The organism is Polaromonas sp. CT11-55 (genome assembly GCF_047303325.1).
Classification (GTDB): Bacteria; Pseudomonadota; Gammaproteobacteria; order Burkholderiales; family Burkholderiaceae_C; genus Polaromonas.
On sequence record NZ_JBKBEX010000033.1, the window covers coordinates 31,063 to 44,860 of the forward strand.

At 64.2% G+C, this 13,798-nt stretch carries 14 protein-coding genes; all 14 read right to left on the reverse strand.

Annotation, left to right across the window (positions count from 1 at the left end):
- Positions 1 to 72: 72 nt before the first annotated feature.
- The 14 genes from ACEN8I_RS21935 to ndk all read right to left on the reverse strand — a co-directional run bounded on the left by ACEN8I_RS21935 (position 73) and on the right by ndk (position 13,609).
- Positions 73 to 261 carry a DUF2065 domain-containing protein gene (locus tag ACEN8I_RS21935; RefSeq protein ID WP_413330729.1) on the reverse strand — a complete coding sequence of 63 codons (189 nt, stop codon included), beginning with the start codon at positions 259 to 261 and terminating at the stop codon, positions 73 to 75.
- A 6-nt stretch (positions 262 to 267) separates the two neighbouring features.
- Positions 268 to 1,170 (reverse strand): protease modulator HflC, encoded by a 903-nt coding sequence (gene hflC / locus ACEN8I_RS21940; protein WP_413330730.1) that lies wholly within the window; start codon positions 1,168 to 1,170, stop codon positions 268 to 270.
- Between the two features lie 11 nt (positions 1,171 to 1,181).
- Positions 1,182 to 2,600: an FtsH protease activity modulator HflK gene (hflK, locus tag ACEN8I_RS21945; RefSeq protein ID WP_413330731.1), complete on the reverse strand. Its 1,419-nt coding sequence runs from the start codon at positions 2,598 to 2,600 to the stop codon at positions 1,182 to 1,184.
- Positions 2,601 to 2,657: 57 nt separating this feature from the next.
- Positions 2,658 to 3,791: a GTPase HflX gene (hflX, locus tag ACEN8I_RS21950; protein WP_413330732.1), complete on the reverse strand. Its 1,134-nt coding sequence runs from the start codon at positions 3,789 to 3,791 to the stop codon at positions 2,658 to 2,660.
- Between the two features lie 44 nt (positions 3,792 to 3,835).
- On the reverse strand, positions 3,836 to 4,087 hold the full coding sequence (gene hfq / locus ACEN8I_RS21955; protein WP_007871209.1) for an RNA chaperone Hfq: 252 nt from the start codon (positions 4,085 to 4,087) through the stop codon (positions 3,836 to 3,838).
- Positions 4,088 to 4,156: 69 nt separating this feature from the next.
- Positions 4,157 to 5,500: a ribosome biogenesis GTPase Der gene (gene der / locus ACEN8I_RS21960; protein ID WP_413330733.1), complete on the reverse strand. Its 1,344-nt coding sequence runs from the start codon at positions 5,498 to 5,500 to the stop codon at positions 4,157 to 4,159.
- A gap of 31 nt (positions 5,501 to 5,531) precedes the next feature.
- Positions 5,532 to 6,686 (reverse strand): outer membrane protein assembly factor BamB, encoded by a 1,155-nt coding sequence (bamB, locus tag ACEN8I_RS21965; protein WP_413330734.1) that lies wholly within the window; start codon positions 6,684 to 6,686, stop codon positions 5,532 to 5,534.
- A complete protein-coding gene (locus tag ACEN8I_RS21970; protein ID WP_413330735.1) occupies positions 6,683 to 7,375 on the reverse strand; it encodes a YfgM family protein in 693 nt (230 codons plus the stop codon). Before ACEN8I_RS21970 ends, bamB begins: the two co-directional genes overlap by 4 nt.
- 99 nt (positions 7,376 to 7,474) lie before the next feature.
- Positions 7,475 to 8,824: a histidine--tRNA ligase gene (gene hisS, locus ACEN8I_RS21975; RefSeq protein ID WP_413330736.1), complete on the reverse strand. Its 1,350-nt coding sequence runs from the start codon at positions 8,822 to 8,824 to the stop codon at positions 7,475 to 7,477.
- Between the two features lie 5 nt (positions 8,825 to 8,829).
- Complete coding sequence (gene ispG, locus ACEN8I_RS21980) at positions 8,830 to 10,086, reverse strand: flavodoxin-dependent (E)-4-hydroxy-3-methylbut-2-enyl-diphosphate synthase (RefSeq protein WP_413330741.1); 1,257 nt, start codon at positions 10,084 to 10,086, stop codon at positions 8,830 to 8,832.
- Between the two features lie 20 nt (positions 10,087 to 10,106).
- Positions 10,107 to 11,147, reverse strand: a complete 1,041-nt coding sequence (locus tag ACEN8I_RS21985; RefSeq protein ID WP_413330737.1) for a helix-turn-helix domain-containing protein — start codon at positions 11,145 to 11,147, stop codon at positions 10,107 to 10,109.
- The gene (gene pilW, locus ACEN8I_RS21990) at positions 11,140 to 11,958 is read right to left on the reverse strand and encodes a type IV pilus biogenesis/stability protein PilW (protein WP_413330738.1); all 819 of its coding nucleotides are present in this window, start codon (positions 11,956 to 11,958) and stop codon (positions 11,140 to 11,142) included. Before pilW ends, ACEN8I_RS21985 begins: the two co-directional genes overlap by 8 nt.
- Positions 11,955 to 13,103 carry a 23S rRNA (adenine(2503)-C(2))-methyltransferase RlmN gene (rlmN, locus tag ACEN8I_RS21995; RefSeq protein WP_413330739.1) on the reverse strand — a complete coding sequence of 383 codons (1,149 nt, stop codon included), beginning with the start codon at positions 13,101 to 13,103 and terminating at the stop codon, positions 11,955 to 11,957. The genes pilW and rlmN overlap by 4 nt, the downstream gene beginning before the upstream one ends.
- Positions 13,104 to 13,183: 80 nt before the next feature.
- A complete protein-coding gene (gene ndk / locus ACEN8I_RS22000; protein WP_007871196.1) occupies positions 13,184 to 13,609 on the reverse strand; it encodes a nucleoside-diphosphate kinase in 426 nt (141 codons plus the stop codon).
- Positions 13,610 to 13,798 lie beyond the last annotated feature (189 nt).

Here is a 13,798-nt window from a genome sequence, read left to right on the forward strand (position 1 = left end):
GCCGGTTTTCCGCTTGCCGGAGGCTGATAAGGCCCCCGCAGAGAAATAGTGCCTGGACCGTGGATGTGAAATTCAGCCCAGCAGCACCAACAGGACGACGCCCGCCACGATGCTGCACAGCCCGAAGAAGCGGATCTGGCCGTCGCCCAGCGTGAGGATCTGCTCGAACATGCGGCGCCAGCCACCGGGAGAGATGAAGGGCAACAGGCCCTCGATGACCAGCATCAGGGCCAGTGCCAGCCAGAAGGTGTTGCCGTCCACGCCGGCTTATTTTTTGGCCGGTGCGGCGCTGCCTGAGCCGGGGCCGCGCATCGCCTTGAAGAAGTCGGACGAAGGATCCAGCACCATCACGTCGCTTTTCTTGCTGAAGCTGGCCTTGTAGGCATCCAGGCTGCGGTAGAACTGGGCGAACTGCGGATCGCGGCCGAACGACTCGGCGTAGGTGCGCGCCGCTTCGGCATCGCCCTCGCCTTTGACCTTTTGCGCGTCGCGGTAAGCATTGGCGATAGTCACCTCGCGCTGGCGATCGGCGTCGGCGCGGATTTTTTCGCCTTCGGCCTGGCCGGTGGAACGCAGTTCATTGGCCACGCGCTGGCGCTCGGCCACCATACGTTTGTAGACGGAATCGGTGATGGCTTCGACATAGTCCACGCGCGTGATGCGCACGTCGACCACGTCCACGCCCCAGGGCTGGGCGCCCTGTACGGCCTGCAGTACCTCACGCTTGACGTCGGCCATCAGCGCTTCGCGCTTGAGCGAGAGCAGGTCCTTGACAGTGCGCTTGTTGATCTCTTCCTGAAAGGCGTTGCGGACCACGCGGTTGAGCTGGTTGGCACCGGCTTTTTCGTCCAGGCCGACATTGCGGATGTACTCGCTGGGCTGGGTGATGCGCCAGCGCACATACCAGTCGATCACGACGCGCTGCTTTTCAGCCGTCAGCATGGGCTCGGCATCGACGCTGTCCAGCACCAGCAGGCGCTTGTCGATGTACGTGACATTCTGGAAAGGCGGCGGCATCTTGAAATGCAGGCCGGGCTCGGTAACCACGTCCTTGATCTGCCCCAGGGCATAGACCACGCCAAACTGGCGCTGGTCGACCACGAACAGCGTGGAACTGAGCAATGCCAGGAGGACGAGCAGCGAGGAAACAATAAATCCAACTCTATTCACGATCGTCTTCCTTAGCGTGTTTCACGGTCGCGCGATCGGGCGGAGTCGCGCGAACGGGCATCGATGGGTGGCAGGCTGGAGGTGGGCGCGGCAGGGACCGCGGCGGAAGAAGCCGGGCCGGGGATCAGCGCGGTCTCGCCCGACACAGCGGCATCGCCCTGGGCCGTCATCTGCATGATCTTGTCCAGCGGCAGGTACAGCAGGTTGCTGCCCTGGCGCGATTCGACCAGCACCTTGGTGACATTGGTGTACACCTGTTGCATGGCATCGATGTACATGCGGTCGCGTGTGACCTGGGGCGCTTTCTGGTATTCGGCCAGCACGGAACGGAAGCGCTGCGCATCACCCTGGGCCTGCGCCACGATCTTGGCCTTGTAGGCTTCAGACTCTTCCTTCAGGCGCGAGGCGGAACCGACCGCGCGCGGGATCACGTTGTTGGCATAGGCCTGGGCTTCGTTCTTGGTACGTTCCCGCTCCTGGCCGGCCTTGAGCACGTCGTCGAAGGCCGACTGCACCTGCTCAGGCGGGCGCACGCCGCTTTGCTGCAAGTTGATGCCGACCACTTCAACACCGACCTTGTAGCGGTCCAGGATGGTCTGCATCAGGGTACGCACGCGCGGCCCGATCTGGTCGCGTTCGTCGGCGAGCGCCGAGTCCATCTTCATCTTGCCGACAACTTCGCGCACAGCGGTCTCGGCGGCCTGTACCACCGCGGCGGCCGGGTCCTTGCTTTCAAATAGGTAGGCGCGTGCGTCGCTCAGGCGGTACTGCACGGCGAATTTGATTTCGACGATGTTTTCGTCCTCGGTCAGCATGGCCGAGTCGCGCAGCCCCGTGGCCTTGATGATGACGTCGCGGCCGACGTCCACCGAGCGGATCTGCGTGACCACGACGATCTCGTGGCGCTGGACGGGATAAGGCAGGCGCCAGTTGAAACCCGCGCCCACGGTGGAGTGGTATTTGCCGAACTGGGTGATGACGGCCTGCTGGCCTTCCTGGACGATAAAAAAGCCGGTGCCCAGCCAGATCAGCACGGCGACGCTGGCGATCAGGCCGACGCCTATGCCGGCGCTTTTCATGTCGGGCTGGAAGCCGCCGTTATTGCCGCCGCCGTTGCCGCGGCCGAAACCGCCGCGGTTGGGGTTGTTGTTTTTGCCACCACCAAAAAGCCCGCCCAGCTTGCGATTGAAGTCGCGCCAGAGTTCGTCGAGGTCGGGCGGGCCCTGGTTGGGGCCTTGCCCTTGCGGACGGTTAGGGGGACGTTGCGGCTGCTTGTCGTCCCGGGGCGCCTCCGGCTTGCTGTCGTCGGACGAGGCTTTGTCTTCGTCCCGGCCCCAGCGCGGATCATTGAGGTTGAACATGCCTTGGGCGCGTTGCCTGAGCCGACCTGGCAAGGTCGTCAAAGTCTGCAGCACGGGGTTCAGATTCATGGGATCAAACTCACTTTTTTTCATTACACCGACATTGTGCCTAATGAATTCGCCATATCAGGCAAGGTCCTCGGCGGCCAGGGGGATTTCCTCGGCCGGCGCATGGGCCGCGTAGCCGGCCAGCAAGGCACGCAGAAGCGGCAGGCCCTCGCCCGTCCGGGCGCTCACAAACACCCGTTCAGCGCTGCGGCTGGAGCCCTCAAACGCGTCCCTGAGTTCGAACATATCCTGCAGTTGCAGGGGCAAGCTGTCCTTTTCAATGGCATCCAGCTTGTTGAAGACAAGTATTTGCGGCACGTCGGCCGCGCCGATCTCCGAGAGCACGCGCTGCACCTGCTCGATCTGCTCGAGATAGTCGGGGTTGGCGCCGTCCACCACATGCAGCAGCAAGTCGGCGTCGGCGGCTTCCTGCAGGGTCGCGGCGAAGGCGTCTATCAGGCCGTGCGGCAGGTCGCGGATAAAACCCACGGTGTCCGACAGCGAAACCGAGCGCCCGGCATCGCCCAGGTAGAGCTGGCGGGTGGTGGTGTCCAGCGTGGCGAACAGCTGGTCGGCGGCATAGGCGCGCGCCTTGACCAGCGCATTGAAGAGCGTGGACTTGCCCGCGTTGGTGTAGCCCACCAGGGAGATGGTGAAGGAATTGCGGCGCTCGCGCTGCTTGCGCTGGGTTTGCCGCTGCTTTTTGACTTTGGCCAGGCGTTCCTTGGTGCGCTTGATGGCGTCGCCGATCATGCGTTTGTCGAGCTCGATCTGCTTTTCACCGGGGCCGCCGCGCACGCCGGCGCCGCCGGTTTGCCGCTCCAGGTGGGACCAGCGGCGCACCAGGCGCGTGGACATGTACTGCAGCCGGGCCAGCTCGACCTGCAGCTTGCCTTCGTGGCTGCGCGCGCGCTGGGCGAAGATTTCAAGGATCAGCAGGGTCCGGTCGTTGACCGGCATGTCGAGGTGACGCTCAAGGTTGCGCTGCTGGGCCGGGCTCAGGGACTGATCGAACAAAACCTCGGTGGCGCCGGTGTCCAGCGCCAGCAGCTTGATCTCGTCGGCCTTGCCGCTGCCGATGAAAAGTGCGGCGTCGGGCGCCTTGCGCCTGCAAGTGACGCGCGCGACCGGCTGCAGGCCCGCTGTTTGCGCGAGCAAACCCAGTTCCTGCAGATCAGAATCAAAGTTCGGGAACCCGAGATCAACCCCCACCAGAAGCACAAGGGGTTTCGGGCTCACCGGAGCATCGGACGAACTCAGCTGGCGGGGCTTTCTTCAGACTCGCTGGTCGCGAAATTTACCGCGCGGCCGGGAACGATGGTGGAAATCGCATGCTTGTAGACCATCTGGGTCACAGTGTTGCGAAGCAGAACCACGTATTGATCGAAGGATTCGATCTGGCCCTGCAATTTGATCCCGTTGACGAGATAGATGGAAACAGGAACATGCTCGCGACGCAAGGTGTTGAGAAATGGGTCCTGCAAGAGCTGGCCTTTGTTATTGCTCACGATATTTTCCGTGTTCAAAAGTTAATAGAACCTGACCTTACCACAGCGCTAGCGCCGGGTCATGTAGTCCTAGGCCGATTCCTTGTCCTTAAAGGGGTTGTGCGAGCTTTTCATCTGGATGCGCAAGGGGGTGCCGACCAGGTCGAACTCCTTGCGAAAACGCCCTTCCAGGTAGCGTTTATAGGACTCGGTGACATGTTCCAGCGAGTTGCCGTGGATGATGATGATGGGCGGGTTCATGCCGCCTTGGTGGGCGTAGCGCAGCTTGGGGCGGAACACGCCCGAGCGCTGGGGCTGCTGAAACTGCACCGCCTCGAGCAGTAGCCGGGTCAGCACCGGGGTGGACATCTTGCGGTTGGCCGAGGCATGGGCCTGTACGATGGATTTCCAGACCGGGCCCAGGCCTTGGCGCTTGATGGCCGAAATCGCGTGAATGGAGGCGAATTTGAGAAAACCCAGCCGGGTTTCAATGGAGCGCTCCAGCAGTTCGCGCTGGTAGGAGTCCACCGCGTCCGACTTGTTGACGGCCACCACCACGGAGCGGCCGCTTTCCAGGATGTAGCCGGCGATATGAGCGTCCTGGTCGGTCACGCCCTGGGTGGCGTCCAGCAGCAACAGCACCACATTGGCGTTTTCGATGGCCTGTAGGGTCTTGACGACGGAAAACTTCTCGATGGCCTCGAAAACCTTGCCCTTGCGGCGCAGCCCGGCGGTGTCTATGAGCTCAAACTTCTGCCCGGCGCGCTCAAAAGGCACGGAAATGGTGTCGCGGGTGGTGCCGGGCAGGTCGAAGGCCACCAGGCGTTCTTCGCCCAGCCAGGTGTTGATCAGCGTGGATTTCCCCACATTGGGGCGTCCCGCCACGGCCAGGCGGATGACGGAGGGGTCCTGCGGCTCAGGCTCTTCTTCCGGGTCGGGCAGGTTGAGCGGCGCCAGCGCCGTGTCGACCAGCGTGCGCATGCCCTGGCCGTGCGAGGCGGAAACCGGAAGCACCTCGCCCAGGCCCAGTTCGAAGAACTCGGACATCTGCACGCCTTCGGTCATCCCCTCGGCCTTGTTGGCTGTCAGCACCGTGGGCTTGCCCAGTTTGCGCAGGTATTTGGCGATGTCATGGTCCTGCGCGCTGATGCCGGCGCGGGCATCGACCACAAAAACCACCACGTCGGCCTCGGCGACCGCCTGCCGCGTCTGCTTGGCCATTTCCTTGTAGATACCGGAGGCCGCGTCGGGCTCGAAGCCGCCGGTGTCGATCACGATGTACTCGTGGGGGCCCAGTTTGCCGTTACCGTAATGACGATCCCGCGTCAGGCCGGCAAAGTCGGCCACGATCGCATCCCGCGTCTTGGTCAGCCGGTTGAAAAGCGTCGACTTGCCCACATTGGGGCGGCCGACTAGCGCAATGACAGGTTTCATCAATCAGTTTCTGGCGGAGCCGCAGGGCTCTTTATTGGGGCTGGAAGCCGTAAACGCCGCCGCCCTGGGTCACGGCAATCAGCGTATTGCCCACCAGCACGGGGGTGGCGGCGATGGCGGTGCCATCGGTGGGCAGGCGGTTGAGCAGAGAGCCGTCTTCACGCGACAGCAGGTGCAGGTAACCGGTGAAGTCGCCGATGGCGATGGAACGCCCCACGACCAGCGGCGCGGTCAGGCCACGGTAACGCAGGCGGTCCGTGCTCCAGGCGCGCTCGCCGTCGGTGCGGCGCCAGGCAAGCACGTTGCCGTCGGCTTCAGTGCCGAACACAAATCGGTCGTCGCCGTCCAGGCCCTGCACGCCATTGGCGGGTTTGGTCCAGAGCAGGTTGCCGCGCGCGGCGTTGACGCAGCCGACGCTGGCCTGGAAGGCGCGCGCGCAAACGACGTCGCCCTGGCGGCTGACGCGCCCGACCAGGTCGACCAGGCGCTCCACGTCATTGATGCCGCGCGGCGTCGCGATCGGGGCTTCCCAGCGGATGCTGCCGGTGGAGGGATTCAGGCCCGCCAGGCGGCCAGCCAGGCCCACCACCAGGGTGTCACCGACGGCCAGCATCACGCCGGACTGGCGCAGGATCAGGGGCTCATTGGGGCGCTGCTGGGTCCAAAGCTTGCGCCCGGTCTGCCCGTCAAAGGCGTTGACCGAGCGGTCCGCCGCGAGCACAAACACTCGTGCGCCGGCCACGAAAGGTGCGGTAAAGGCCTGGGCACCCAACTTCTGGCGCCACAGTTCGCGGCCATCCTGCAGGGCGACGATTTCGTTGGTCTTGGTGACCACAGCTACGACTTTGCCGTCGTTGCCGGCGCCTGCCGCCAAGGGCGTGTTGAGCGCCAGACGCCACACGTCACGGCCGGTCTGGGCGTCAATCAGGGCAACGGTGCCGTCCCCGCTGGCCACCGCCACGCTATTGCCCGAAACACCGGTATCCAATGGGAAATTTACCGGCCCGACACGCGTGGCCCAGGTCTGGCGGGCCGACACCAGGGCCGTCACCGGTTGGAGTTCAGCGGGCTGGGGCTTGGCGGGACCGCTGCCGAACATCGAGCACCCGCCAAGGGCGGCCAGCAACAGGATGAGGGCCGGCACTCGCGCGGCATGGGTCAGGGGCCTGAAAGACGGACGGATCATTTCTTCACCTCGGTAGTCGATGCTGCGGTTGCGGATTTGGCCTGAGCGGCCGGGTCTACACCCAGCGCATTGAGTTTGACTTCCACGAGGCGGCGGTATTCGGCGCGCTCGTCGAGCTCCTTGTAGGCCTTCTCATATTCCGCCTTGGCCTCGGCCTTTTTGCCCTGGGCGGCGAAGATGTCGCCGCGGCGGTCGGCGGCGAGCGCCGTGAAACCCTTGGGGAAGCTGCCCGAAACCTGCTGGAGCGCTTCGTCGTAAGCCTTCTTCTCGAGCAACAGGCCCGCCAGGCGCAGTCGCGCGACGGCCTGGTAGCCTTCGTCGGAGGCCTTTTCGGCAACCCAGGTCAGGGCGGCACGCGAAGCGTCGACATTGCCCTTGTCGTAGTAAGCCCGGGCGGCCAGCAGGCCGGCCTGCTGGGCATAGGCGGTTCCGCTGAAACGTTCTTTCATGTCGGCCAGGGAGCGGTCAATTCGGGCAACGTCGCCCGATTGCACGGAACGCTCGACCTCCTCGTACATGACCGCGGCCTGGGCCGCCTTGTTGCGCTGCCAGTACTGGTAACCATTCCAGGCCGCGAAGGCGCCCAACACGACAATCAGCGCCCAAGTGATCATGTCACCGTACTGTTTCCAGAAGTGCTTGAGTTCGTCAAGCTGTTCCTGTTCTTCCAAATCGAGGTGTTTTGCCATAAAAGTCTTCTTGTTCTGCCCGGTGACGGCGCGGATTGAGTTGGGGTGATTGTAGAGGCCAGCGACAGGCGCCCGGGGGGGGGGGCGCTACCCGCTGGTTCAGCCGCGCAGGGTATGGGCCCAGGTAGCTACGTCGTCCAGCGGCTGGAGTATCTGGGCCTGCAGGGCCTGGTCTTTTTCGCCGCGCAGGTGCTTGACGGCGACCCGGCCCTGGGCCAGTTCGTCGTCGCCGAAAATCAGCGCATAACGCGCGCCACTGCCGTCGGCCTTCTTGAACTGGGATTTCATGCTGCCCATGCCTTCGGCCGTGCCGCCGTGCATCTGCACCTTGATGCCGGCGCCGCGCAGGGCCTCGCAGGCGGCCATGGCGGCGGGCAAGGCCTGGGCCGACGGCAGAATGGCGTAGGCGTCGGGCGCGTTGTCGGGCGGCAGCACGCCGACCGCCTCAAGCAGCAGCAGCATGCGCTCCACGCCCATGCCCCAGCCGACCGCTGGCGTCGGCTTGCCGCCCAGCTGCTCGAAAAGGCCGTCGTAGCGCCCTCCCCCGCAGACCGTGCCCTGCGAGCCGAGCTTGTCGGTGATCCACTCGAACACGGTGAGGTTGTAGTAGTCCATGCCGCGCACCAGGCGCGGGTTGATGTTGTAGGCCAGCCCCGCCGCGTCGAGCACCGCGCGCACCGCGTTCAGGTGGGCGAGCGAGGCTTCGCCGAGGAAGTCCATCAGTTTGGGCGCCGCTTCGACGATGGCCTGCATGGCGGGATTCTTGGTGTCCAGGATACGCAGCGGGTTGCTGTGCAGCCGGCGCCTGGCGTCTTCGTCCAGCACTTCGGCATGCGCCTCGAAGTGCGCGATCAGCGCAGCGCGGTGCGCCATGCGTTCGCCGGGCTGGCCCAGGCTGTTGAGCTCGAGCCGCACGTGCTCCATGGGAATGCCCAGGTCGCGCAGCAGCGCCCGGCACATCAGAATCTGCTCGGCGTCCACATCGGGCCCGGCAAAGCCCAGGGCCTCGACGTCGATCTGGTGGAACTGGCGGTAACGCCCCTTTTGCGGCCTTTCGTGGCGAAACAGCGTCACCGCGGACCAGACCCGCATGGGCCCGTTGTACAGCGCGTTGTGCTCGACCATGGCGCGCACGATGCCGGCCGTGGCCTCGGGACGCAGCGTGAGCCTGTCGCCGTTCATCGAATCCACGAAAGAGTACATCTCTTTTTCGACGATGTCGGTGACCTCGCCGAGGCCGCGCACAAACAGTGCGGTCGGCTCGACGATGGGGGTGCGCACATTGGCGTAGGCATAGCGCGCCATCAGCGCGCGCACCTTGGCCTCAAACCACTCCCAGCGCGCCGATTCGGGCGGCAGGATGTCGTTCATGCCTTTGACGGCCAGGAGTTTTTCCGTCTTCGCCAAAGCGGGCTTCTCCGCCGCAGCGGCAACTGTTTTTTCAGCCATGGGTATTACGCGGTTTCGGCGACAGCGTGCGCGCCAAACCGTTTTTCAATGTAGTTTTCAACGATGACCTGGAACTCGCGCGCGATGTTGTCGCCGCGCAGGGTCAGCTTTTTCTCGCCGTCGATGAAGACCGGCGCGGCAGGTGCTTCGCCCGAGCCTGGCAGGCTGATGCCGATGTCAGCGTGCTTGCTCTCGCCCGGGCCGTTGACGATGCAGCCCATCACGGCCACTTTGAGTCCTTCGACGCCTGGGTACTGCTCGCGCCAGACGGGCATCTGGGCGCGCAGGAAGTCGTCGATCTGCTTGGCCAGTTCCTGGAAGGTGGTGCTGGTGGTGCGGCCGCATCCGGGGCAGGCCGTCACGCTGGGCACAAAGGTGCGCAGGCCCAGCGCCTGCAGGATTTCGGAAGCGATCACCACTTCCTGGGTGCGGGCCTCGCCCGGTTGGGGGGTCAGGGAGACGCGTATGGTGTCGCCCACGCCCTCCTGCAGCAAAACCGACAGCGCCGTGGCCGAGGCCACCGTGCCCTTGGTGCCCATGCCGGCTTCGGTCAGGCCCAGGTGGAGAGCATGGTCCGTGCGCCGGGCCAGCTCGCGGTAGACCGAAATCAGGTCCTGCACGCCGCTGACCTTGCAGGACAGGATGATCTGGCTGCGGGGCATGCCCATTTCCTCGGCGCGCTGGGCCGACTCCACCGCGGAGGTGATCAGGGCCTCATACATCACCTGCTTCGCATCCCAGGGCACCGCACGCGCGCTGTTTTCATCCATCAGGCTGGCCAGCAGTTCCTGGTCCAGGCTGCCCCAGTTCACGCCTATGCGAACGACCTTGTTCCAGCGCATGGCGACTTCTATCATCTGGCCGAACTGCCGGTCGCGCTTGTCGCCCTTGCCGACATTGCCGGGGTTGATGCGGTATTTGGACAAGGCCTGGGCACAGTCCGGATAGTCGGTCAGCAGGCGGTGGCCGTTGTAGTGGAAGTCGCCGATCAAAGGTACGTCTATCCCCATGCGATCGAGCTGCTCGCGCACGTACGGCACGGCCTGGGCAGCTTCGGGCGTGTTGACCGTGATGCGGACCATTTCGGAGCCCGCCAGCGCGAGTTCTTTGACCTGGATCGCGGTGCCTATGGCATCGACCGTGTCGGTGTTGGTCATGGACTGCACGCGCACCGGCGCATCGCCGCCCACGGTGACGATGCGCGAACCCCAGGCGACCTGCGCCTGGAGGGAGCGCCGCGCCTTGGGAAAGGCGGATTCAATGGGAAGACTGGCCTGCGGCACTATTTCACCTCGAAGCGGGCAACGTTGTCCCTGGCGACGGCGTTCAGGTCGAAGGCCTTTCCGCGCACCTGCACCTGCGTCAGATCGGCCTTGCCGACCACAGCAGCCAGCGGCAAGACACCGGATGCGCCGGCGACCTCACCGGCCGTCAGGGTGCGGCGCAACACGACCGTGCCCCTGGCATCGGTCACCTCCACCCAGGATTCACCCTTGGCGCTGAAGGTCACGATGCCTGCGGGCATAGGCTGCGAGGCGGCGGCGACGGGAGCTGGCGCCACAGGGGTAGCAGGGGTCGCAGGTACCGAAGGGGCCACAGATGCGACGGCAGGCGCCGAGACGCTGGCTGCCGGCGGCGCAGGGTTGACCAGCGTCGGGGGAAGTGCAGCGGTAGACATGGGAGCCACAGCGGGGCCAGCAGCGATATCAGGCGCGTTGGACGGCTCAGCCGGGACGGCAGGTTTGGCGAGGCCAGGGCCGGCGATGGCAACCGGTAGCGGCTTGCCGACGTCTGCGCTGCCCGGTGGCATGGTCGCGTCGGCGTTGCCATTGCTGCCGTCGTGTTTGACGGCCGGCAGGAAAATCAGGACCAAGGCGCCCAGCAGCAGGAGCAGGCCAGCCAGGACCGCAGGCCTGGAAACCTGGGTCCAAATCGAAGGCCCAGGGCCTTCGCCCGGCGAGCGGAACGGGGCATTGATGCTCGTTCCCTGGTAGGTCAGCTTGGGCGCGCTGGTCTGAGGCAGAAGGCCCAGCACGGGGGCCGCATCGAGTTTGAGGGTGCGGCATACGCTGGAGGCCAGTGCCCGCACAAAAACGGCATCAGGCAGGAGGTCGAAGCGGTCCTGTTCGAGTGCCTCGAGTTTCTTCACGGGAACCTTGAGCGACACCGCAAGCGCGGCAATGTGTATGCCCGCAGCTTCCCTGGCCTCGCGCAACAGGCTGCCAGCCGTCGCATCGGGCGCCGGCATGCCGCTGTGGCTGAAGCCGGAGGGCGCCGCCTCGCTGCTCGAGGGCCCCAGGGGTATCGGGTCAAGTTCACTCATTGAAAGCGCCCTTCTCGTAGGCCGCCGCTTCGCGAGACTGAGCAAACCGCTTTTTCAGCTGCTCGCCCAACTGAAGCACCGCTTGCCGGTTGTTCAGCTTTTGCTCGGTCTTGATGCCCAGCCACAGGCTTTCGGCGTTGGCCAGGTCGCTGTTGTTGATGCGGCGAATGTAGAACTGGGCGCGGGTCAGTTCACCGCGCTCATACAAAAGATGGGCCAGGTTGTAGCCCGTAATGGGATTGCCCGCGTTCAGCTCGTAGGACTGCATGAAGCTTTGCTCGGCTTCGGCGCGCTGCCCCGCGCGAACCTGGCAGATCCCCTGCATCATCAAAGTCTTGGCCATCCCCCCATAGTTGGGGTTGGACGCCGCCTGGCCGAACAAACGCAGGGCATCGTTGTAACGCCCTTGCTGGCACATCAGCCAGCCGTAGTTATGCGCAGCATCCGAATCACGCGCATTCATCGCGAGCGCGCGTCGAAAGCTGTCCTCGGCCATCGGGATGTCATTGAGGCGCATGTACACCAGGCCGCGCAGGTTGTAGGCATCCCCGTAAGTCGGGTCGGCCAGCAAGGCTTGCTTGATTTCGTCGAGCGCCACATTGGTCTGGCCTTGCTCGAAATAGCCCGAGGCCAGTTCAAGCCTGAGCCGGGCGCGCCGGCGGCCGTCGGGCTCATCCGATTCGGTGACGATGTCAGTACGGCCGGTGGAAGCCCCGGCCGACCCGGGAGCGCCTGGCTGATTGGCGCAACCCGCCAGCATCACGACCAGCCAGCACACCGGCAACCAGATCACATTGGAGAAAAACCTCATACACCCATCCCCTTGGCCACAACGACTTTAATTCCCCCGAGCATACCTTGCCGCTGGGCGGCCATGCGCTGCTCCACTCCCGTGCGGTCCTGCACATCGCCAGCGAGTTGCCCGCAAGCCGCATCGATATCGTCTCCCCGGGTTTTTCGCACCGTGGTCACAATGCCCGCGTCCATCAGGATTTTCGCAAATGCGGCGACCTGCGTCATGTCGGAGCGCTTGAGGCCCGAGGCCGGAAAAGGGTTGAAGGGAATCAGGTTGAATTTGCAGGACAGGCCGCGCGCCGCGTGCGCCTGGACCAGCGCCACCAATTGGCGCGCATGCGCGGGCTGGTCGTTCACCCCGTCCAGCATGCAATATTCAAAGGTGATGAAGTCCCGGGGGGCCGAAGCTTGGTAGCGAGTGCAGGCCTCCAGCAATTCCGCGATGGGGTATTTTTTGTTCAGCGGCACGAGGTTGTCGCGCAGCGCGTCTTCGGGGGCATGCAACGAGACGGCCAGGGCCACCGGGCAATCGCCCGCAAGGCGGTCGATCATGGGCACCACGCCCGAGGTGGAAACCGTGACGCGGCGCCGGGACAGACCGTAGCCGTGGTCGTCCAGCATGACCTTGAGCGCCGGAAGCAATTGCCCGTAGTTTTGCAGGGGCTCGCCCATGCCCATCATGACCACATTGGAGATGATGCGCTCCTCGCGGCCCAGGTGCTGGCGCAGGAAGTGTTCGGCAAACCACAGCTGGGAGATGATTTCCCCGGTGGTCAGGTTGCGGCTGAAGCCCTGGTGGCCCGTCGAGCAGAAACGGCAGCCCACGGCGCAACCGGCCTGGGAGGAAATGCACAGGGTGCCGCGGTCGGTTTCCGGGATGAAAACGGTTTCAATGACATCGCCTGCGCCGACGTCGAACAGCCATTTGATGGTGCCGTCGGCGGAATCGTGTCGGGACACCACTTTGGGTCCCTGGATATGGGCCGAACCGGTGAGCTTTTCGCGCAGGGACTTCGCCAGGTCCGTCATCTGCGTGAAATCGGTCGCCCCCTTTTGATGGATCCAGCGAAAAAGCTGGGTGGCGCGAAAGCGCTTTTCGCCGAGCCGCTCGCAGAAGGCGGCCAAACCATCGAGATCGAAGTCAAGAAGGTTGGCCGTCATCGCAGCAGGCAACCGGCTGAACCGCCCCAGGCAAGCGACAGCCCCGGCAAAGGGTAGCGAAGCATGGGGTCGGACATGATTTAACGCGAGTAGACGTTCATGCCGGGGAAAAAGAAGGCGATTTCCACCTTGGCGGTTTCCGCGGCGTCGGAACCGTGCACGGCATTGGCGTCAATGCTGTCGGCGAAGTCGGCGCGAATGGTGCCGGGAGCGGCCTTCTTCGGGTCGGTGGCGCCCATCAGGTCGCGGTTCTTCAGGATGGCGCCCTCGCCTTCCAGCGCCTGGATCATGACTGGGCCGGAAATCATGAAGGACACCAGGTCCTTGAAGAAAGGACGCTCTTTGTGCACGGCGTAGAAAGCCTCGGCTTCGCCTTGCGACAGGTGCGCCATGCGGGCGGCCACAACCTTCAGGCCGGCGGCTTCAAAACGCGCGTAGATCTGGCCGATCACGTTTTTGGCCACTGCGTCGGGTTTGATGATGGAGAGAGTGCGTTCGATAGCCATGAAAGTTCCTTAACTGAGATTTTTTGGATTTTTAAATTATTCAAAAATTGAATAAAGCCCATGATTTTAACCTGCGGGCTTTCTACCGCAGATCAACCCTGTGATTCAAGGTGCTTCTGCGGCGCTCAGCGGTTGCCGCCACGGTTTCCACCACCGCGATTGCCGCCACCCCGGTTGCCGCCCCCGCCC

Bases quoted from the DNA above. Each gene is read 5' to 3' on its own strand.
- hflK (WP_413330731.1), bottom strand. From the start codon at position 2,600: ATGAATCTGAACCCCGTGCTGCAGACTTTGACGACCTTGCCAGGTCGG.
- der (WP_413330733.1), bottom strand. From the start codon at position 5,500: ATGAAACCTGTCATTGCGCTAGTCGGCCGCCCCAATGTGGGCAAGTCG.
- bamB (WP_413330734.1), bottom strand. From the start codon at position 6,686: ATGATCCGTCCGTCTTTCAGGCCCCTGACCCATGCCGCGCGAGTGCCG.
- ACEN8I_RS21970 (WP_413330735.1), bottom strand. From the start codon at position 7,375: ATGGCAAAACACCTCGATTTGGAAGAACAGGAACAGCTTGACGAACTC.
- hisS (WP_413330736.1), bottom strand. From the start codon at position 8,824: ATGGCTGAAAAAACAGTTGCCGCTGCGGCGGAGAAGCCCGCTTTGGCG.
- ACEN8I_RS21985 (WP_413330737.1), bottom strand. From the start codon at position 11,147: ATGAGTGAACTTGACCCGATACCCCTGGGGCCCTCGAGCAGCGAGGCG.
- pilW (WP_413330738.1), bottom strand. From the start codon at position 11,958: ATGAGGTTTTTCTCCAATGTGATCTGGTTGCCGGTGTGCTGGCTGGTC.
- rlmN (WP_413330739.1), bottom strand. From the start codon at position 13,103: ATGACGGCCAACCTTCTTGACTTCGATCTCGATGGTTTGGCCGCCTTC.
- ndk (WP_007871196.1), bottom strand. From the start codon at position 13,609: ATGGCTATCGAACGCACTCTCTCCATCATCAAACCCGACGCAGTGGCC.